General features: G+C 57.3%; 15 protein-coding genes and 1 riboswitch. Of the genes, 6 read left to right on the top strand and 9 right to left on the bottom strand.

What is annotated here, in order from left to right:
* The first annotated feature begins 18 nt into the window (after positions 1-18).
* Together STH12_RS01150 and STH12_RS01145 are read left to right on the top strand one after the other, a co-directional pair.
* Entirely contained in the window at positions 19-1,467 is a 1,449-nt protein-coding gene (locus STH12_RS01150) for an OmpA family protein (protein WP_126165861.1), read from the top strand.
* 81 nt (positions 1,468-1,548) lie between these two features.
* Positions 1,549-2,160, top strand: a complete 612-nt coding sequence (locus tag STH12_RS01145; protein WP_126165860.1) for a DUF4124 domain-containing protein — start codon at positions 1,549-1,551, stop codon at positions 2,158-2,160.
* Between the two features lie 82 nt (positions 2,161-2,242).
* Here the strand turns inward: STH12_RS01145 and STH12_RS01140 are convergent, their stop codons facing one another.
* The 4 genes from STH12_RS01140 to STH12_RS01130 all read right to left on the bottom strand — a co-directional run bounded on the left by STH12_RS01140 (position 2,243) and on the right by STH12_RS01130 (position 5,010).
* A complete protein-coding gene (locus STH12_RS01140) occupies positions 2,243-2,845 on the bottom strand; it encodes an acetate uptake transporter (RefSeq protein ID WP_126165859.1) in 603 nt (200 codons plus the stop codon).
* 396 nt (positions 2,846-3,241) lie between these two features.
* A complete protein-coding gene (locus tag STH12_RS21605) occupies positions 3,242-3,529 on the bottom strand; it encodes a hypothetical protein (RefSeq protein ID WP_237158702.1) in 288 nt (95 codons plus the stop codon).
* Positions 3,530-3,793, bottom strand: coding sequence for a hypothetical protein (locus STH12_RS21600; protein WP_237158701.1), 264 nt, complete (start codon positions 3,791-3,793; stop codon positions 3,530-3,532).
* Positions 3,794-4,032: 239 nt separating this feature from the next.
* Positions 4,033-5,010 (bottom strand): LysR family transcriptional regulator, encoded by a 978-nt coding sequence (locus tag STH12_RS01130; protein WP_126165858.1) that lies wholly within the window; start codon positions 5,008-5,010, stop codon positions 4,033-4,035.
* A gap of 143 nt (positions 5,011-5,153) precedes the next feature.
* Between STH12_RS01130 and STH12_RS01125 the strand changes: the two genes are divergently transcribed.
* From STH12_RS01125 to STH12_RS01115, 3 genes are all read left to right on the top strand, one after another.
* Positions 5,154-6,113 (top strand): sodium-dependent bicarbonate transport family permease, encoded by a 960-nt coding sequence (locus STH12_RS01125; protein ID WP_126165857.1) that lies wholly within the window; start codon positions 5,154-5,156, stop codon positions 6,111-6,113.
* A 102-nt stretch (positions 6,114-6,215) separates the two neighbouring features.
* Positions 6,216-7,376: a DUF418 domain-containing protein gene (locus STH12_RS01120; RefSeq protein WP_126165856.1), complete on the top strand. Its 1,161-nt coding sequence runs from the start codon at positions 6,216-6,218 to the stop codon at positions 7,374-7,376.
* Positions 7,373-7,723: a DUF1294 domain-containing protein gene (locus STH12_RS01115; protein ID WP_126165855.1), complete on the top strand. Its 351-nt coding sequence runs from the start codon at positions 7,373-7,375 to the stop codon at positions 7,721-7,723. The genes STH12_RS01120 and STH12_RS01115 overlap by 4 nt, the downstream gene beginning before the upstream one ends.
* Before the next feature lie 322 nt (positions 7,724-8,045).
* On the opposite strand, the gene STH12_RS01110 is transcribed toward STH12_RS01115, so the two are convergent.
* Both STH12_RS01110 and STH12_RS01105 read right to left on the bottom strand, forming a co-directional pair.
* Complete coding sequence (locus STH12_RS01110; protein ID WP_164551118.1) at positions 8,046-11,630, bottom strand: Ig-like domain-containing protein; 3,585 nt, start codon at positions 11,628-11,630, stop codon at positions 8,046-8,048.
* Positions 11,631-11,640: 10 nt separating this feature from the next.
* Positions 11,641-12,726 (bottom strand): OmpA family protein, encoded by a 1,086-nt coding sequence (locus STH12_RS01105; RefSeq protein ID WP_126165853.1) that lies wholly within the window; start codon positions 12,724-12,726, stop codon positions 11,641-11,643.
* Between the two features lie 325 nt (positions 12,727-13,051).
* Here STH12_RS01105 and STH12_RS01100 point away from each other — a divergent pair, with 325 nt between their 5' ends.
* A complete protein-coding gene (locus STH12_RS01100; RefSeq protein WP_126165852.1) occupies positions 13,052-13,522 on the top strand; it encodes an FKBP-type peptidyl-prolyl cis-trans isomerase in 471 nt (156 codons plus the stop codon).
* A gap of 145 nt (positions 13,523-13,667) precedes the next feature.
* On the opposite strand, the gene STH12_RS01095 is transcribed toward STH12_RS01100, so the two are convergent.
* The 3 genes from STH12_RS01095 to STH12_RS01085 all read right to left on the bottom strand — a co-directional run bounded on the left by STH12_RS01095 (position 13,668) and on the right by STH12_RS01085 (position 19,990).
* Positions 13,668-15,662, bottom strand: coding sequence for a glycoside hydrolase family 19 protein (locus STH12_RS01095; RefSeq protein WP_126165851.1), 1,995 nt, complete (start codon positions 15,660-15,662; stop codon positions 13,668-13,670).
* A gap of 72 nt (positions 15,663-15,734) precedes the next feature.
* Positions 15,735-18,338, bottom strand: coding sequence for a glycosyl hydrolase family 18 protein (locus STH12_RS01090; RefSeq protein WP_126165850.1), 2,604 nt, complete (start codon positions 18,336-18,338; stop codon positions 15,735-15,737).
* A gap of 118 nt (positions 18,339-18,456) precedes the next feature.
* Positions 18,457-18,553, bottom strand: a riboswitch (cyclic di-GMP riboswitch).
* A 219-nt stretch (positions 18,554-18,772) separates the two neighbouring features.
* A complete protein-coding gene (locus tag STH12_RS01085; RefSeq protein WP_126165849.1) occupies positions 18,773-19,990 on the bottom strand; it encodes a M24 family metallopeptidase in 1,218 nt (405 codons plus the stop codon).
* Position 19,991 lies beyond the last annotated feature (1 nt).

The raw sequence follows: 19,991 nt of genomic DNA, 5'->3' as shown, positions 1-19,991 counted from the left end.
TACTAAGGATATAAAAGGATGCGTACCCTTGGATATTCCCTCGCCTTTGGCCTGCTGATGGGCCTTGGCGCTACCCCGGTCATGGCAACCGATGCAGCCGAACTTTTTAGCACGCCGCCCGATGTGCAATCGACGAAGAAGGAGCTGCGCCACTACATCCCCTTCAGGCTTATCACCGATGGTGATGGCAAGGGATTTGGGTTTACCGAAGTGGGCGGCGTACTTAGCCGTACCAGCTTTGAGCTGCCACGCAGCTACGAGCCGCAGCACCTTATCAACAACTATAAGGCCGAGCTGCAAAAGCAGGGCGCCGAGATCCTGTTTGAATGTGCTGAGGAAACCTGTGGCAACGATGAAAAGTTCAAGCGCATGATTGCGCCGCTGTTTTCGGTCAGCAAATACCAACCGAACTATCTGTCAGCCAAGCTCAGCCGCCCAAATGGTGCCATCTATGTGGGGCTTTATGCCGCCAATTGGCATAATGGCACCGACATTCAAATCGATGTGTTGGAAGAGACGCCCGAACCATTGGATCTGGTGCAGATAAACGGAGCACTGCTTAACGCTCAGCCCACTGAAATTACCATGGCGGACAACAGTAAAAAGGACGCCCGCAACAGCGCCGACCATCCGCTGATGAAGCGCCTCCCCGGCGCTTATATTTTTGAATACACCCAACAGGGCTACGCCAAATCGCTGGTACTCACAGGTTTTAACGACAACAAAGCCGTGACCGAGGCGCGGGAAGGCAAACTGACCCAAATCGCTTACAGCCTGCCACGCACTTACTCGGAGTTTGAAGTCAATGCCAACTATGTGGCCGCATTGAAAAAACTCGGGTTTCAGGAGGTTTTCAGCTGCGAAGGCAAGGCCTGTGGCAGAAAGGATTCGCTCTACTATGCGCTAAAGCCCTTAGTCTCCAATGGCACCGACGAGAGCCAGTTCTACGGTCTGTATCGCCTCAGTCGCCCCGAAGGCGACATCACAGTGTCCAGCTACACCCTTGGCTTCTCCGGGGCGCTGTGGAACGAGCTCAAGGTAATTGAAGAAACCGGCCTTAAGGACGACCGGATTGGCATTAATCTCGAAGCCCTCACCGATGCCATCAGCCAAACCGGCAAGGCTACCCTGGAAGGCCTGCTGTTCGACTACGACAGCGACCGCATGCTGCCAGAGTCCAAACCGGTTCTGGAAGTGCTGGCAAATTACCTCAAGCAAAATCCGGCACTGTATTTTTATGTGGTGGGCCACACAGACGATCAGGGTGACAAAGCCTACAACCGCAGCCTGTCGGAGCGACGTGCCGCAGCCGTGGTTAACGCCCTGGTGAAGGACTATCAGATCAAGCCTGCGCAGCTCGAAGCCCATGGCATGGGCGAATTCAGCCCTGTTGCCAGCAACGCCAACGAGGCAGGTCAGAGCCAAAACCGCCGGGTAGAGCTGGTACTGCGTTCTGATAAAAAATAGCCCATTAACGCTTCGCAGCCGATTGCATTGTGCTGCCATCAGCTGCGAAGATAGCCCGCTGGTTACATAGGGAAATAGACCATGAGATTACAGATCACTTTGCTCGGACTGATATTAGGCCTGAGCCTTACCCAGGCCGCGCAGGCAGAAAACGTCTACAAGTGGGTCGATAAAGACGGCAAGGTACACTTTGGCGACCGGCCACAGGCAGAAGAAGCTGAAGAACTGAAAGTTACTGATAAATCAGCTCCGGTTCGCGCCAGCAGCCGCTATAACAGAGTAGATGATGAAGCCGATTTAGATGAAGCCAGCCCTGGGGCAAACCTGATGGCCGATGCCAGCGATACAGCTCCTCAAGGCTCCTTCGATGCCAAACAATTGGTGGGGCGTTGGCAGGACGATATGATGGACGACGCTATTGATACCTTTGCCGCCGATGGCAGCTACACCCGCAATGCGAGTATTTTTGGGGCAAGCATTACCTTGAAGGGTAGTTGGAAACTGGTTGGCGATCAGCTGCATATTCAAATTAACAGCGAGTCCATGGCGTTGCCAAACGGCAAGACCAAAACCGAAGCCAAATCTCAAAGCCGCAAGTGTAAGCTGCTGAGCCTTTCTGGAAGCGAAATGACAGTGCTGCAAAATACCAAGGGCGGCGAACTCGAGTTCACCTATAAAAAGGTGGGTAGCTGAACCATATCATTCCCCATAAAAACAAAAATGCCCTGTATGACAGGGCATTTTTAGTTGCTCCCAATAGCGGGCTCAGCTCGCGTCAGGCCGCTTTGGCCTCTGCCACTGGTACCACAGTTGCCTTCGGCTTGAGCTCGCCAATCGGCAGCACAGTGCGGCCATACTCACCGTTGATCACCTGCGCCATGGCAAAGTAAATGGCCGATGCGCCGCAGATAATGCCTTCCCACGCGGCTATGGTGCCAATCAGTTCACTGCCGGTGAAGTCGCGGGCCGCCAGCAGGAAAAACAGCAGCGTCAGCGAGCCGAAAATAAACTGCTTGATGCGCGCATAACGCAGCGAGCCGATAAACATAAAGCCAGTGAAAACGCCCCACAGCGCCAGATACCAGCCCATAAAGGACGCTGGGCTCGCCGCTACGCCTGCGTTTGGCATCAAAATCAGCCCAACCAGGGTGAGCCAGAACAGGCCGTACGAGGTAAAGGCTGTGGTGCCAAAGGTGTCACCACGCATAAAGCACATAATGCCAACGATCACCTGCCCCAAACCGCCGTAAAAAATCCCCATGGCCAGGATCATGGCATCGATGGGAAAGAAACCGGCATTGTGGATATTGAGCAAAATGGTGGTCATGCCAAAGCCCATCAGCCCGAGGGGGGCGGGGTTGGCCAGAGGGGTGGACATAGTTAACTCCTGAGTAAAATAACCGCCGGCAAGCTGACGCCAACGGTCGGGATCTGCTGTGCCTGCTCCAAGCTGGGAAGGCTTGAAGGGCGGCGCATTCTAGAGGAGGGGCAAGCAAAACACAATTGCAGAAAGCAGTGGCATTGATCTATCTCAAATCACACAATTTCAACAAGTTAGATACATGTGTATTTATGTTTTCAAAATCATCAACCTGCACACAGAGCAGCTGAAGCCCAGTGCCCGTCACTTGCTGAAAAGGCCGGTGCAGGCAGGCGAATAAGCGCCCAAACAGCGACCCGCAAAAAGCCGCCTTTGTCGATACTCATCGCAGATATCTTGGTCATCCAGCCACAAAAAACGCCCATGGCGGGCGTTTCGGAAGTTGGCAACAGGCTATTTTCGTGCCCCCACCGGCACCATGATGTGGGCGTAAGGGGTTCCCTTCCACATCACGTAGGGGCCGCCCTCATAGGGGTCAGTGGGCAGGCTGTCCAGCATGGCTGGATCCGGCACAATAATCATCAGGTGCGGGCCTTCAACAATCCATTGATTATCATCCGTTTTACCTTCGGCGAAGGGGTCGGTATTGCTGGCACCGCCGTCACCTCCCAGCATGTAGGAAATCCCAATGGATTTGGCCTGAAACGGCTTTTTATGGGTCCAGGCATCGGCCCACATCATCTAGGGACCATCCATACACATGGGCGCCTTGCCGGTTAAACTGGGCGGCGTGGGGAAACAGGTATAGTTGCTGCTGCCCTGTTGCAGCACATTTTGCTGCCAATCCATTACCGTGACCTTATCACGCAGGGTGGGTGGTGCGGCGCTGAGCGCATCCTCCAGCAATGCCTGATTGTCGGCGGCCTGGACAGGGGTGATTCCAGCGGCCAACGCCAAGCCCAGAACGCAGGGCAAGCTGTGCCGCAAGGGGTTCTTGATGGTCATAACACTATCCTCTGATAAGTGAAACGTCCGTGACCAAGCGTCCCTGAGCCCGTTAAAATCCGCATCAGGTTGGGGTTTCCGGCGTTATGGCATGCAAAACGGCAACATGGAGACAAAACGGACCGGCGCAAGCGCGGGCTGCCGTTTCAGGCAGGACTCGATGGCGGCGCTGAGCCAAAGATTGCACGCTGAAGTATAGTCGCCACCGGCTTATACAACCAAAGTACGAGCATGCTGAATCAGCGGGTTTGGGTAAACACCTGATCCAGCGACTCAATATTGTCGGCCACGTATCTGGGGTCGATACAATCCCCCAGATTTTCGGCCATAAAACGGATAAGCCGCAGCGCACTCTGGGGCAAACGCTTATCGCGTCGAGCCACCAGATACCAGTTGCTGCGCAGGGGAAAATCCGCCACATCCAGTACCGTGGGTTTCTCCGGCCCCATGTCCCCTTCGCTGAGGGTATGGGCCGAAATGACCGACAGCCCAAGCCCCGAAGCCACGCTGAGGCGTATCGCTTCGTTGCTCTCGATTTGCATGGTGTCACTGAGCTCAATCCCTCGGGCACTGAGCCAGCTTTCAAACATCATCCGGGTTGCCGAGCCCGGCTCGCGCATAATAAAGCGCTCAGTCTTAAGAGCATCAAAACTCAAGCCTTTTTGCCCCACGGCCCAGTGATCCGCCGGTGCAATCAACCTCAGCGGGTTGGAAATGATCCGTGACGCCAACACCCGCTCACCGGCCGGCGGGTGACTGAAGAGGTACAAATCGTCTTCCTGCTGCTCAAAACGATTCAGCACGTGGGCACGGTTACCTATGCTCAGGGTGACCTGCACCCCGGGGAAGCGGCGATAAAAGGGCCCCAGGATCCGTGGCATCACGTACTTGGCGGTGGTTACCAGCCCAATGCGGATATGGCCGGAGCTACCTTCGCGGATCCCGCCAAGGTAGCTGTCCAGATCATCCAGCCGCGACAGCACATCGCAGGCCGCCCTATATACCTCCGCGCCCACTTCGGTGGGCACCATGTTGCCATCGCGGCTCTCAAGCAGTGGCTCCCCCACCAGCTCGGCCATTTTTTTCAGCTGCAACGACACTGTTGGCTGGGTAAGGTGCAAGCTGCGCGCCGCTGCCGACACCTTGCCAAGACGAACCACAGTAATGAACACTTCCAGCAACCGCATGCTGAGGTGTTTGAGTCGGGGATTGATCATAGATATTTATCTATACATGACTGACTTAAAATTTATTTTTCAATATAACCAATTCAAGGCAGAATCGCCATCCGCTGAACCTGAGTCTTTTACCAAGCCATGCAAGCTGTGGCACCAGAAACAGAGGATAAAGAGAGACAGTCATGCCGGATATCGTTATTGCCTTTTTTGCCCTTGGTCTGCTGGCCGGGGTGATCAAATCGGACCTCAAGGTCCCTGAGTCCATTTACGAAACCCTGTCGATTTTGCTGATGCTGACCCTGGGTCTCAAAGGCGGCATGTCGCTGCACGGCCAAACCGCCACCCTGGAACCGCTGGAACTGGTTGCCGTGGTCGGCCTGGGTTTTGCCATCCCGCTGCTGCTGTTTCCGGTGCTGAGGCTGCTGGTGAAACTGAGCACCTCAGATTCGGCCAGTATCGCGGCCCACTACGGCTCTGTGAGCGCAGGCACCTTTGCGGTGGTCATGGCGCTAACCGAAGCGGCAGGCTGGGAACTGAGACCCGAAACCACCCTGTATCTGGTGCTGCTGGAACTACCTGCCATCGTCATCATGCTTTGGCTGCACCGCAAGCTGAGCCAGAACCAGCAAGATGCAACAGCAGGCAGCAAGCCCCAGGGCGGCAACATCCTGCATGAGGCGCTGACCAGCCGCGGCGTGGTGCTGCTGCTCGGTGGCGTATTTATCGGCTGGCTGTACGGTCCGGCCGGTCTTGAGCCACTGGCACCTATGCTGCTGGGCGGATTTAAAACCCTGCTCGCACTGTTCCTGCTGGAAATGGGTCTGGTTACCGCCAAAGTGTTTATCCCGCTGCCGCTGAAACAATGGCGTCTGCTGGCATTCGCCGCCACCGTCCCCTTTGTGCTCGCCTGGGTCGGCATAGGCACAGGCATCACCCTCGGGCTGCCTGCGGGCACAGTGCTGGTGTTGGCCGGCCTGACCGCCAGCGCCTCCTACATTGCCGCACCGGCCGCCATCCGCGCTGCGATTCCCGATGCCAATATCGGCCTGGCGATGCTGGCCTCCCTCGGCATTACCTTTCCGGTGAACGTGCTGATAGGGATCCCACTCTACAAACACTGGATTGAGGCGCTGATGTTCTGACACGGGTAGCCTTTCGTACAAATCATCGCGAGCCACTGGCTCGCGATTTTGTTTTCATGCTAGGCTGATTCCCTTGCTAATCAACCTGATGGAAGACAGTGGATGTCTGAAGTTCGCCGTACTCGAAACCCCAGTATCGATGCCGTCCGTGGCCTTGCGGTGCTCGGGATCTTTTTCATGAATATCCTGTTTATGGGCAACAGCCTGTTTGGCTATGGCGCCACCGACCCGGCTGCGGCCACGGATACTGCCGTTGAGCTGTTTTCGCGGGTGTTCCTCGAAGGACGCTTTATCGGGCTGTTTACCCTGCTGTTCGGGGTGGGATTGGCTATCCAATTCGCCAGTTTCAGCCGCACCACAGACAACCCCTTTGTTCCCATCAAAAGGCGGCTCAAAATACTGATGCTGTTCGGCCTGCTGCACGGCGTGTTTATCTGGCCCGGTGATGTGCTGCTGACTTACGGCCTGTCGTCGCTGCTGGCCATCAGTTATCTGAACGCGGATATGCACACCCTGCGCGCCCGCTCGGCACTGTTTATCGGTATTTCGCTGGTGTCCATGGCCGCCCTTTCTCAGATAGATATCGAATCCATTAACCAAATCCGTACCAGTGAAGAGTTCCAGGAAATGCTGGCGCCCTGGGTTGGCAGCTATCCCGATCAACTGCTGCAACACCTGATGATGATGGCGACCATGAACATGTTCATCCTGCCGCTGGCGATGCTTTGGTATGTGGCAGGTATGATGCTGCTGGGGATGTACTTGTATCGCTCGGAGTTTTTCAGCTATGGCTTCTCCAGCAGTCACAGGAGCCGGGTGTGGGCGCTGGCCTTGCTTCTGGTGGCCATCGACCTGATGCTGTTTTTAAGTGATTCACCGCGGCTGCATTCGCTGTCTCAGGCCTCGGTGATTTACAGCGCAATCCCGGTTGCCCTGCTGTATGCCGATGCCATTATTCGCCTTTGCACTTCTGGCCCCTTGCGGTTATCCGCGCTGCAGGTAGTGGGTAAGCTTGCACTGTCGCTGTATATTTTGCAGTCTGTGGTGGGGATTTTGTGTTTCCGCTACCTGTTCCCCGAGTGGCTGATGGACTTCGATCGCATCCACTATTTGGCCGCAGCCATCGTCTGGGCTCTGTGTCAGTTGCTGCTGGCGAGCCTGTATCTGAAAGTGTTCAAGCAAGGGCCGCTGGAAACCTTGTGGCGCTATCTGGCCTTTGGCAGACAGGCAGGTCGCAGCGGCACCTCTGAGGTAAGTTCATGATAGTGTTTGCCTTGCTGTTCTATTTGTTGCTGGCCATCGCGGTGGCACTCAATCTGCTGCCGCTGTGGCTGCTGGTGAGCTACGGCGTGCTGGGGCTGTTTACCTTTGCGGTGTACGGCCTCGACAAACGCGCCGCCAAAAAAGAGCTGCAAAGAACCGCCGAGGTCAAACTCTGGCTGCTGGCGCTTATCGGCGGGTTTGCCGGTGCCATGTTGGCCATGGGGCTGTTTCGCCACAAAACCAGCAAGCGCAGTTTTTTATGGCCGTTCTTTGTGGCAACCGCAGCGCATTTGCTGCTTGCCGCCGGGCTGATGTGGTATCTGCATGGGCAGGGTAGCGTCAGTTAACTCTGCTGGCACAGGCTGGTTGTAATCCCAGCCCAGCATAGCTCAGCCCATATCAGCAAAGCATCAGGGCAAAGCACTGGGGCAAAGTATCGAGGCAAAGTGAAGTCAATTGCACCTGAGATCTGCAACCTGAGCCCCGCCGCATCCAACAATAAAAAAGCCACCCAGAGGTGGCTTTTTCGCACTGGTTTCACGCATTGCACGGTTTCAGACCTTGCCCCTTTCAAACCGCTGCAGCAAATGCACAAGCAGCGGCTTTAAAGGCACTGATTTATCAGGGCACTGACTTATCAGAGCAGTGGCTTATCAGGGCTCTTATCTATCAAGGCAGTACTGTGAGTTTCGCCTCACCCGTCACCATATCGAGGCGCGCCCTCAGTAGGGTTTCACCAGGCGCCAACCCTTCAAAGGTGCCATTGCCGTACACATTCACCAGGGTGTCATCGTCGGCTGTCACCTCAATAAAGCGGGTGTAATCCTCTTCATGACCATCATCGAACACTGCCCACAGGATATAGCTGCCAACCTTGCCGACTTGCACTTCAAGCGTGCTGGGCTCGAAGCGGAAGTAGTCAATCGGCTGAACGTACACACTCACCTCAGCAGTATCGGTCATTCCCTTATAGGTGGCGGTTATGATGGCATACCCGTTGTCCTTGATGCCGGTGACCAAACCGGCCTGGTCGGTGCCGGTTTCAACCGTAGCCTCCTGCGGATCGTCACTCTGCCAGCTGGACTCGAGGGTGACATCACGGCTGCTGCCATCGACATAAAACACGGTCGCCGTAAGCTGGGCCTGCATTCCAGGCTCAACCCCCAGGTAATCTGGAGTCACTTCAAAACGCTCGGCCACTGGCTCGTATACGCCAACATCGGCCGAGGCACTCATGCCGCCATACTGGGCAGTGATGGTGGCCGAACCTTGTTTCAGCGCAGTGGCGTCACCGCCGCTCACGCCAGAGGTCACCACATGCACCACGTCCGCCGCACTGGATGACCAGGTGGCGTATTGGCTCACATCGAAATGATAATAACCATCGAAGGTTGCCGTCGCGGTAAAATGCCCCTGGGTGCCCAGTGGTACCTGTGCCGAATCCGGGGTGACCTTCAGCGCGGTCAGCACGCCCGGGCGAACCACCAGCTCGGCAGTCGCCTGCTTGCCAAAATAGGTCGCCCAAATCTGGCTTATCCCTTCACTCAGCCCGGTGGCACGTCCCACCTTGTCGATGCTGGCCACAGCGGGGCTGCGCGATTCCCACAGGACATTGAACACTTCTTCCTGACTGCCATCACCGTAGACGGCGTAGGCGTGAAATTGTCGGCTGGAGCCGATAAATACCGACGAGTTGGCAGGCTCAATCAACAGACCATTGAACACCTTGTCGGTAACCGTCAGCTGGGCGCTTGCGCTCATGCCAAGGTAGTCTGCCCAAATGGCGGTGCTGCCCGCAGCAAGCCCGGTCGCCTTACCGGCATCGGTGCCACTGGCAGCGATTGAAGCTATGGCGCTGTCATCCACGCGCCAACCCACCACGCCGGTTGCATCCTGAATATAACCGTCACTGAAAATGGCACTGGCCTTATACGCCTGCATACCATTTACCGGTACCGAAGCCTGTGCAGGTGTCACCTGCAGCTGAACCAAGACCGGCTCGGTTACCGTGAGCTCGCCAAGGGCCGTGTAGCCAAGGTAACGTGCCTGCACCTGGGTTTTATCGGCATACAGGCCCTCCGCCAGACCGAACTTATCGATACGGGCGATATTGCTGTCTGCCGTGATCCAGGCGGCTTCCCGGGTGACATCTTTACTGCTGCCATCGGAGAAGCGGGCAAAGGCCTGATATTGAAGCGTCAGGCCAGTTGGCACCTGTGCCAGCGCCGGGTTCAGTGTCAGCTCCACCAGCGTGGCCGGGGTCACTTCCACCGAGGCACTGGCGCTCAATCCGGCAAAGCTCACTGTCACTTCGGTCGTGCCGACCGCCAGCGCCTGGGCACTGCCGCCGCCAACGCCGTTGACCACACTGACCAGCACAGGGTTAGCCACTGTCCAGGCGGCAACATCGTTCACCACCTCCTGATGGCCATCGGTATAGATGGCGGTAGCCTCGAATTGCCCTAGGGTGCCAACCGGCACCTTCACGCTTTGCGGGGTGAGCAGCAGTTGGCTCACCTCGGCGGCTGTGACTGTGAGAGAAGCATCATCGGCATAACCTCGATAGCTGCCGTGGATGCTCACCTCGCCTGCCACATAGCCAGTTGCCGCGCCTTTGCTGTTGATGGACGCTATGCCTGTATCGCTGCTGAGCCAACTGGAGCCCTGGGTCAAATCCACCACAGAGCCATCGGTGAAGACACCGGTCGCCTGAAAGGACTGGCTCAAACCTGCCGCAACAGTCGCGGTGGCCGGGCTAATGCTGTACTGCTTAAGCTCGGCATTGGTAACAGTAACATCGCTGCTGGCGGTCAAACCGGCAAAGCTTGCCGTGACCTCAGTGGCGCCAACGGCAACGCCCTTGGCACTGCCGCCAAATTCCCCGAGGGCAACCAGAGTCACCACAGACTCATCGCCACTTTGCCAAAGGGCATCCTGGGTTACATCCTGACTGGTGCCGTCACTGAAATGAGCATTGGCACTGAAACGTCCTTCATACCCCAGCGGCACCCGCGCTTCGCCGGGCGTGACCACCAGCGATGTGGCCACCGCATCGGTTACCGTAAGCTGCGCCTGAGCGCTGAGCCCCTGCACACTCGCCTGGATTTGTACTGAGCCGGTTTGCAGCCCAACTGCGATGCCGGCCCCCTTTACCGTGGCAATGACCGGGTCACTGCTTTGCCAGCTCGCCACCTGCCCAAGGGGATGGATGCTGCCATCGCTGTAGAGCCCCATCAGTTGATAACTCTGAGTACGGCCAACCGGAATACTCGCCTGCGCCGGAGTCAGCGACAAGGATTCAAGCACTGCGTCTGTGACTGTAATGCTCGCTGAGTCAGTTAAAGAGCTCCCGGCAAAGCTGAGGGTGGCAGTCACGGCGGTTTGGCCAGGCTGCTGTGCCGAGACGAAGCCGGCATTGTCTACCGTCGCCACAGAAGGCGCGGCCGCTTGCCACTGGCTTTGCGCTGTGACATTCAGGCTTAGGCCATCTTCGAGCAGCAGATCCGCTTGCAGCGCCACACCCGTGCCTTTGGGCAGAGTGTGATTTTTGGGGCTGACCACCAGGGCTTTAGGCTGGCTCGCCAGCACGATAAGCTCGCCGCTGGCAGCCTTGGCGCCGAAACTCGCCTGGATAAGCGCATCCCCCACGCTGATACCGCGGGCCACCCCCTTACTGTTTTCGCTGTTGGTCACAGTGGCAACGGCGCTGTTCAGGCTCGACCAACTGGCATCCTGAGTGACATCCTGACGATGGCCATCACTGAAAAGCGCCTCGGCCATAAAGGCCTTATCGAGCCCGACCAGCGTCAGCGCCTCTGCCGGTGTTACCACCAGCGCGTCCAGCGCAGCATCGGTAACACTGAGATTGGCATCGTCCGTCAGGTCGCTGGCACCTGGCGTTGTGGATGTGAGGGTTGCGCTGATACGGGTACTGCCTGCGGCCAGCGCCAGTGCCTTGCCACCGGCGGCTATGCTGGCCACATTAGTGTCAGCAGCTTGCCAGCTGACACTGGTGGTCACATCTTTTTCGCTGCCATCACTGTAGGTAGCAAGTGCCTGATATTGAAGCGATGTATTCACCGCAAGCCGACTTTCCTTCGGGCTCACACTCAGGGAAACCGCATAGGGTGGGCAGGGATTGTCCGGCCCGCCACATTCGGCGGTGGGGAAGCCGTCGTTATCACCACCGCAGGCGCCAAGCAGCATCACCAATGGCAACAACAGGTGTTTTTTCAATCGATTGAACAAAGTCACCCAAGCCTCCTTAGCGTGCATTGGCATCGTTGCTGACCGGAGTCACATCGACTTCAATCACAATTGACGGCGAAAACACATCCACCCGACGATTCAGGTGACGGTGCTCGGCGCTGTCGTTGGCCGCTGCGGGGAAGTCTTCACCAAAGGCCTGGGTTTGGATACGCTCGGCACTGACTCCCCTTGCCATGAAATAGTCGGCCACCGCCTGCGCCCGCCGCTCGGAGAGCTTAAGGTTGTAGGCATTGCTGCCTTTGGCATCGGTGTAGCCTTTAAGCTGCACCTTGGCGGTGGGGTAACGCTGTAATCTTTCGAGGGCGACATCGAGCGCTGCGGTATCGGTCAGGGTGCTGCTGTCGAAGGCGAACAGGGTCACCAAATGCAGCGCCTCCAGAGTGTGATTGACCTTGGTCGGCATCACCGCCACTGGCTCAGGGACAGGTTCCGGCGTTTTGGCCACCACGGGCTGAGGCTCGGCGCCAAAGCGATAGATAACCCCAAGGCTGGTAAAGTGGCCGTTGCTGCCGCCCAGCTTATCGCTGCCGAGGCTGTCGATATATTGGTATTCGAGCCGCGCACTCCAATGCCTGGCAAACTGATATTCAAGGCCAACACCAGCCATGGGCGCCGTGCCTGAGTCGGTGTCGGTGCGTCTTGGGCCCTGGTTTTCACCATCCCAAACAAAGGCACCGGCCTTGATAAAGGCATCGAGGTTATCGGTCAGCCCAAAACGGCCCAGGAACGAGAATTCCCACCCGGCCATGGCGCCTGTGTAGGTTTGGTTGACCCCGCCCTCTGGGTAAATCCCCACGGCATTACCCAGATCAAGCCAGGCTGCTTCAAAGCCGAGGAACGGGGTAATCTGGTAACCGGCAAAGCCACCGAAGGCATTGTCATCGCCATCGCAGCCAACATTCCAGTCTTCGCAGGCATGTTGATAATGCATCCAGCCGGCTTTGGCTCCCACATAGGGGTACGGGCTGAAGGAAGTGTCATCGGGGGTGTCGGTCAGTTCTCCTGCGCGAAGGGCGCCGGACGTGAGCAGCGAACAAAGAAGCAACAGATGTAATACTGCATTTCCTGTGGGGCGCAACATAGGTAAAATCCTTGCAACATACTGTTTGAATGGAATATTTTACACCAACAGCCAGTATTATCCAAATTCACTGGTCAAAGTTTCAACTTATCATACTCCCGTACCTACCGCAGACGAATACGTCGGCAGATGGCTATTCCAGATATAAATGCCGGGGCTGAGCCCAAGCCAATACCCGATAAAAAGGCAGAATAGACAAGCCGCAAACGTTCAGCGCCAGCTTCAGGTTCGCTGCGACAACCGCTTCTAATTAAAGGCTTGTTCGCTCTTCATTCCCCCCGTACCATACTGCACAGGTTATTAATCCGGACACTGGAACCCACCCATGAGAATTGCCCTCGCTGCTGTCGTTATTGCCTGCGTTATCTTTTACTTTTTCACCACCATGAACGGCCAAAAGGCCGCCAAAGCCAACGAAGAAAAAGGTGCCCTGTATCTTGCCGACAACGGCAAACGCGATGGCGTGGTAACCACTGCTTCCGGCTTGCAGTATGAGGTGTTGGTTGCAGGCAATGGTGAACGTCACCCCAGCGCCAGTGACACAGTACGGGTGCACTACCATGGCACCTTGACCGATGGCACAGTGTTCGATTCTTCGGTTGATCGCGGCGAAACCATCGCCTTCCCACTGAACCGGGTTATCAAAGGTTGGACCGAAGGGGTGCAACTGATGAAAGAAGGCGACAAGTTCCGCTTCTTCATTCCGGCAAGTCTGGCATACGGCAGCCGCAGCGTGGGCAAAATCCCGGGCGGCTCGGTACTGATTTTCGATGTCGAACTGATTGCCATCGAGTAATTACTGACTGACGCAAAATAAAAACGGAGGCCTGAGCCTCCGTTTTTTGTTTACCGACACTTGCGTGCAAGATGCGCTAATTTAGCTGCACGTTAAGCTCACTTAGCTGCAATTTACACCACTGACAACTTACAACGCTGACGACTTACAACGCCTGCCAGGCATCGCTCCAATAGGCACCTACCCCTGGCTCATAGGCCCAGGCTGAACCACTGCACCAGCCGCTGTAAGGGTATGGCTTACACTCATAGTTTTTGCCCTGATTGCTGACCCGGCTGCCGGCCTGATAATTCGCGCCTGGCTGATAGCCAGGATAGGCTGGTGTTTCCCCGGTGCCCGCCTTCAGCAGCAGCCCATGGCTGACACTGTGGCTCGCGCCTTCGGGATCTGCGACTGTCACACCTATGTTCAAGCTGGTATCGGCGCTTACCTCAGGCAACGACAGGGTGATGAGCGCGCCATCGACACTGTCTGCCGTCACGCCCGCCGGTAAACTCCAGGCGAAGCTTAACGCTTTGCCTTCAGGATCGCTGGATTGCTTCGCCGACAGCTGCACCGAAGCGCCGCTGTCAGCCTCGGATGGACCACTGATTTTCGCCAGTGGTGGCTGATTGGCTGGCTCACCGCCGCCGTTATTCCCACCGCCATTGTCTCCACCGCCACCGGAGCCATCGCCTGCCTCAATCACCAGTTCCGGGAAGAAGTGGCTCAGACAGCGGCCATAATCCCCATCGCGGAAGGCGCTGAAACGGGTTTGATAGCCCACCAGCTTACAGGCATAGCTCTTGCCGCCATTGGGATTGCCGGGCACATAACTCCAGTCCTGCTCCCAATAGATGTTCATGGCGCCGCTGCCGCCCACGGCAAAGGCCTTCATATCCTTACAGCCCAGCACCTCAGAATCGGCAACCGGCACACCGAGATTGGCCGCATGGGCACGGTAATACTCGATACGGTTGGCAGACTGAGGCTTCTCTGTGCCCTGCCCGCACTCGATGCCACCATTGATAATCATGGTGGTCACGCCAAATCCCGGGGTCAGATTGGCGGCCAGATCCTGGGCATTGGGCTGCCAGGTGCCATCTATCACATGCAGCATCGACGGCTTGGGCGGCTGGGGATAGCTAAAGAAAAACACCGCGCTGGCGAGGTTGAGCCAGCTGTCAGCCACTAACTCCGGGCTGTCGAGCAGGGTGCGCACAGTGCCGAACATGGCCTCTGAGAAGGGGCCATAGTTATAGTTGTACGACAACTGCTTGGCGCCGCGGCCAAAGTAACTTTTGTATTCACCGTTGGCGAAGGTGCCACAGGGCCACTCCTGCCCCTGCCAGGTACCCGGGCTGCACTCGGCGTTGTAGCCGCCACGCTTGGTTTCATCCCAGCCCACTTCCCGCACCCAATAAAGCCCCTGACGCCACTCTGGCTCAGGGCGCCACACATCATGGGCACCGGTTTCCTGGGCAAAATGGGCGAACATGGTTGCCAACGACTTGCGGCAAATGGCCTCGGCATTACGGCCATCATCATAGTCACCGCAGAGCGCCGGAAACTTGGCCGCCGCCTGCAACAGGCCGCGGTAGCTATACTCCGGCGCCCGGACCGGGAAGATAAACTCAAACTCGGCTTCAGGCAGTATCGCCTCGAGCCGCTTCACGTTGGCTGGATTTTCGGCGCGGCCGGGGAGAACAGCCTCAACAATGGCATTGTCGCGGGTGGCGATGGAGGCTTTAACGGCATGCATCAGGGGGAAGTCGGTAAGACTCGCCTCTTTCGCCGCCACCTCGGCAGCCGTCATGGTAACAGTGCCATCGGCATTGGCGCCGCCACTACCACCTGCGCCGCCGCTCTCTGTGCCACCGCCGTTCTCTGTGCCACCGCCAGAATCTGTACCGCCGCTCGCGCCGCCGGTATCTCCCGGGTCGTCCCCAACCAGGCTCCAGGGATTATCCCATTCGTTGGGATAGCTGTTGCCCGGACTTTGTCCGGGGTTGGCATACCATTTGGCCTCATAGAGCTTGCCATTGAAGCTGACCTGGCTGCCGCCGCCATAGGCTTTATTGATGTCGTACAAGTCAGCCGCATACAGGCTGGCCGTGAGCAGTGCGCCCATAGCGCCTGCCAAAATCGATAATTTATTCATGATGTTATTCCCACGAACAGCAAGCCCGGCCGAAGCCGGGCTTGTATTGGGTTAGTCGTTATCGCTCAGGTCTCAGTTGCAGCTGGCAGGGCCCACATCGACCCAAACGCTGGCAACACCCGGCTCTTCGCCCTTGGTCCACCAGGACGCTTTCCAGTTGCGGCCATTGTGGGAGGTCACAGCGCCGCCGTTGTAGGCGACAGCCGCATCCCAGCCGAGGTCAACATTGCTCTCCAGCGCCCAGGCATCGGCGCTGCGGCTTGGCTCGTTGCCCTGAGTCCAGTACTTGGCGCGCCATACCAGCTGGCTGTGGCTCACCTTGTCACCGCCGTTGTAGATGGTAGTTGCTGACCAGGCAGGGAAGTTACCGGCGTTGGGGTCGGTGGCATTACAGCCGCCGTTGTCACCACCGCCTGACTTGGGCTTCACGGTCAGCACTGTAGCTGCACTGGCATCGAGCGCACCATCAGACACCAGCACGCTGATGTTGTACTGGGTATCGGCAGTCACTTCAGGTGCAGTCACCAGCAGGGTGGCACTGTTTTGGCCGGACACACTGAGGCCCGCAGGCACTGTCCACTGATAAGTCAGCGCATCGCCATCGGCATCAGCAGCGCTGGCCGCTATGCTCACAGCGGCGCCGGACTCAGCGCTGAAGGCTGCATCCACAGTCACTTCAGGGGCACGGTTTGGCGTTTCTGCCTTGTTGATGACAGTCACTGAGTCAGTGCTGGCAAGCCCCTGTGGGTCTGTCACTGTCAGGCTGAAGACATAGCTGACGTCTGCCTCGGTTGAGCCAAGGGAAATACTGGCATTGGCACTGTCGCTGCCGCTGATGGCGACAGCCGGGCCTGAGGTTTGGCTCCAGGCGTAGCTCAGCGCGCCGCCTTCAGGGTCGCGGGATGCTGAACCATTCAGCGCGACATCGGCAGGGCCGGTAACACTGACGTCAGCACCTGCATTGGCAATGGGCGCCTTGTTGGCGGGCGGGTTGGTGCCTTCGCCGTGGCCCAGGCCTTCGTGCATGGCATTGAGGATATCGCCATTATCGGCGTCGATTTCCCAGGCAAACAGACCACCCAGCTGATTGGCAAGCACATACTGGCCCTTGGCTTTGACCGAGCGTTCGTTATCGAAGGTGATAAGGTCGCCACTTGATGGGTTAAACAGCCATGGTGCCTCGGCCGCTTCGTCATAACCTTGTTGCCAACCACTGCCCATACGGTTGTTGACTATGTCGCGGTAATCCACCACGCCATTTTCCCAGGTGCCTTTTACCGGTCCGCTGGCGGTGCCGGTGAAGGGGTTGTCGTTGCTATAGTTGCTCACGCCGGTCCAGCCGCGGCCATACATGGCGGCGCCCACCACCAGCTTGCCCGGAGTCACACCCTGTGCCAGCAGTGCCTGCACGCCCTTGTCGGTGGTGTAACGGGTGTTGGGATCCCAGGAGGCATCGTAAAGCGCAGTCTGGTGGCCAAGCTCGGTGTTGCTCCAGGCGCCGTTGAAGTCATAGCTCATCACAAAGATGTGGTCCATGTACTGCTGCGCCTGCAGGTAATCGACCTTGGCAATCTTGTCGTCACCGGCGCTGATGGCCGAGGTCAGTTGGAACTCGCGGCCGGTTTCGGCTTCCAGCTCATCGAGCATGGCGCGCAGCTCTTTCATCAGGGTCACGTAGGTGGCGCCATCTTCGGGGCTGCCAAGGTTGGGGTTGGCGCCCAGGCCACCCGGGAATTCCCAGTCGATATCCACGCCGTCGAAGAACTTCCAGGTTTGCAGGAACTCCTTCACCGAGGCGACGAAGGTGTCGCGCTTGGTCTTGTCACCAAGGAAATAGAAAGGATCGGACAGGGTCCAGCCACCGACGGACGGCAGAATTTTCAGGTCCGGATAGGCCTGTTTCAGCGCCATCAGGTTGCCAAAGTTGCCCTTGTAAGGCTCGTCGTAGGCCGACAACTCGCCCTGTGGCATCTGCACTGCCGCCCAGGGGTCGTGAATCGCCACTTTGAAATCTTCACGGCCGGAACAGGCGCGCTGCAGCGCTTCAAAGCTGCCTTCGATTTCTTTGAGGCTGTCGTTGATGCCATTGCCGCCACAGATTGGCGTAAAGCCGTACAGCAGGTGAGTCAGGTTTTGCGCCGGAATATCGTCCACGGTGAACTTGCGACCATAGACGCCCCACTCCACGTAGTAGGCGCCCACCACCTTGCCGGACTTATTGGCGTAGGGTTTGTTATTTTCCTTGAGCGGCGCAGTCAGTGGCGCCAGATGGCTGCCATCGGTATCGGCAACCAGAATTTCACGGGCATCACTGGCGGTGCAGCCATCGGCATTACACAGAGCCACGGTGAGCTGATAGCGGCCGCCCTGGCTGACAGGGAAGGTTGCGGTGCCGGACGCGCCCGACGGGCCGCTCCAGTATTCCACGCCGTCCAGCAGCACCTTGGCGGTATCACCCACATCGCCGCTCCACAGGTTCCAGCTTACCGACACATTGGCGGCATCCTTAACCGTGACCAGCTGATTGTAGGCGGTGGCCGCCTGATTGATTTCGATGATGGAAAACTTGGTTTCGCCCCATGCAAGAGCCGGTTTTCCAGGTTTGGCGGCCATGGCAGGCGCGGCCAGCGCCGACGCCACCACGAGCGCGGTTACTGAGGGTTTAGTTAGAAACATGTCTTTGTCCTTATTGGTTTTTATTCTTTTCAATAAGGCAAGGCAAAGCGCCTTCAGGAACGGCAGATGCCGACAACAAGCATGGGGTGCGACCAAACACCCGCTTAAGACATCATCCTGTGGTATCCCCGCTGTCGTAGCCTCTGTCTTTACAGAGCGCCCTTAGACCGGTGGCTTTGCGTCCCGGCCTTTCGACCGGTTTGCCTTTTTCACAAATGACTATTTGGCAGAACCAAATGACAACGTTGTCATTCATAATTCAGCATAGGCTAATTATTTTTAAGGCGGCAACAACTTATTTACAGAACGCTATCTGTTTTGGTGAAATTCAGCGGAAAGTGGATATAGGTTGGAGTGAAAGCTTTAAATAATATCGATTTTATTCATAAGCTTAAAAACAAACGGCGCCGATTGGCGCCGCACCGCATAACTGGTCAGACCTCGAGTCCGAACGGGTCATCAATGGAGTAAGAAGGCTGAGTAAACCACTTTGGCCCCAACGCCGTCATATAGAAGTGATCCTCGTGGCGCACCCCAAATTCCCCCGGCACACACAACATGGGCTCGTTGGAAAAACACATGCCCGGCGCCAGCGGCGTGGTGTCGTTTGCCACCAGATAAGGCCATTCGTGAATATCCAGCCCTATGCCATGGCCGGTGCGGTGTGGCAGACCCGGCACGGCGTAGCCGGGGCCAAAGCCTGCGGCCTCGAGCACACTGCGGGCGGCCTTATCGACGCTGCCACAGGGCGCGCCCAATCTTGCTGCTTCAAAAGCCGCTGCCTGCACCTGCTTTTCCAGGTTCCACAGCTCACGCTGACGCGCACTTGGGGTGCCATAGACATAGGTGCGGGTGATATCTGAGTTGTAACCATAGAGCTGACAGCCGGTGTCAATCAGCACGGTATCGCCCTCAGCCAGCGCTTTGGGATCCTTAACGCCATGGGGATAGGCGGTGTCTTCGCCAAAAAGTACGATGCAGAAATAAGAGCCCGCCGCCGCCCCAACCTTGCGGTGCGCGGCATCGATAAAGGCTTCCACTTCACCAACGCTAATGCCGGGGCGCAGCATGGCCGCAGCCGCCTTGTGCACTTCCAGGGTCATGTCCTTGGCACGCTGCATCAGCGCAAGCTCAGTGGCGGATTTTTGCATCCGGCATCCGGCAGTCACGCCCTTGGCACTGACGACCTTAAGTTCCGGGTTGGCATCACGAATGCCTTCGCTGATAAAAAAGGCCGCCGACTCATCCATGCCCACCCTGCCCTGCGTGAGACCGAGGCGCGCAAGCACTGCGCCAAACAGCTGATATGGGCTTTCATCCTCATGCCAGGTGTTTACCTCACCCTTTATGGCCATGTAGCCTTTGAGGGTATCGAGCTCAAAGGCCGGCGCTATGTATTCCAGCGCCCCTTCGGCGGGCAGAATGGCACCCACCATGCGTTCGCTGGCGTACCAGCGGGTGCCGGTGAAGTAGTAAAGATTGGTGCCTGCATTGAGGTAAACCGCATCCAAACCCAGCGACTTCATCAAGCCCTGCGCCTTGTTGATACGCTCCTGGAACTCTGCCACCGCGATGGGCTCAACCCCGTGGGTCATGTCACTGAGCCTGGCCAGTGCCTGCTCTGCGGTTAACCCGCCTACACCTATGGTCATA

It is taken from the genome of Shewanella khirikhana (assembly GCF_003957745.1).
GTDB classification, from domain to species: Bacteria; Pseudomonadota; Gammaproteobacteria; order Enterobacterales; family Shewanellaceae; genus Shewanella; species Shewanella khirikhana.
Note: the sequence above shows the minus strand (reverse complement) of the source record. Positions and strands in the feature narration are given on the sequence as shown.

Bases quoted from the DNA above. Each gene is read 5' to 3' on its own strand.
- STH12_RS01090 (WP_126165850.1), bottom strand. From the start codon at position 18,338: ATGTTTCTAACTAAACCCTCAGTAACCGCGCTCGTGGTGGCGTCGGCG.
- STH12_RS01145 (WP_126165860.1), top strand. From the start codon at position 1,549: ATGAGATTACAGATCACTTTGCTCGGACTGATATTAGGCCTGAGCCTT.
- STH12_RS01105 (WP_126165853.1), bottom strand. From the start codon at position 12,726: ATGTTGCGCCCCACAGGAAATGCAGTATTACATCTGTTGCTTCTTTGT.
- STH12_RS21605 (WP_237158702.1), bottom strand. From the start codon at position 3,529: ATGATGTGGGCCGATGCCTGGACCCATAAAAAGCCGTTTCAGGCCAAA.
- STH12_RS01120 (WP_126165856.1), top strand. From the start codon at position 6,216: ATGTCTGAAGTTCGCCGTACTCGAAACCCCAGTATCGATGCCGTCCGT.
- STH12_RS01095 (WP_126165851.1), bottom strand. From the start codon at position 15,662: ATGAATAAATTATCGATTTTGGCAGGCGCTATGGGCGCACTGCTCACG.
- STH12_RS01115 (WP_126165855.1), top strand. From the start codon at position 7,373: ATGATAGTGTTTGCCTTGCTGTTCTATTTGTTGCTGGCCATCGCGGTG.
- STH12_RS01125 (WP_126165857.1), top strand. From the start codon at position 5,154: ATGCCGGATATCGTTATTGCCTTTTTTGCCCTTGGTCTGCTGGCCGGG.
- STH12_RS01100 (WP_126165852.1), top strand. From the start codon at position 13,052: ATGAGAATTGCCCTCGCTGCTGTCGTTATTGCCTGCGTTATCTTTTAC.
- STH12_RS01140 (WP_126165859.1), bottom strand. From the start codon at position 2,845: ATGTCCACCCCTCTGGCCAACCCCGCCCCCCTCGGGCTGATGGGCTTT.
- STH12_RS01085 (WP_126165849.1), bottom strand. From the start codon at position 19,990: ATGACCATAGGTGTAGGCGGGTTAACCGCAGAGCAGGCACTGGCCAGG.
- STH12_RS01130 (WP_126165858.1), bottom strand. From the start codon at position 5,010: ATGATCAATCCCCGACTCAAACACCTCAGCATGCGGTTGCTGGAAGTG.
- STH12_RS01150 (WP_126165861.1), top strand. From the start codon at position 19: ATGCGTACCCTTGGATATTCCCTCGCCTTTGGCCTGCTGATGGGCCTT.
- STH12_RS21600 (WP_237158701.1), bottom strand. From the start codon at position 3,793: ATGACCATCAAGAACCCCTTGCGGCACAGCTTGCCCTGCGTTCTGGGC.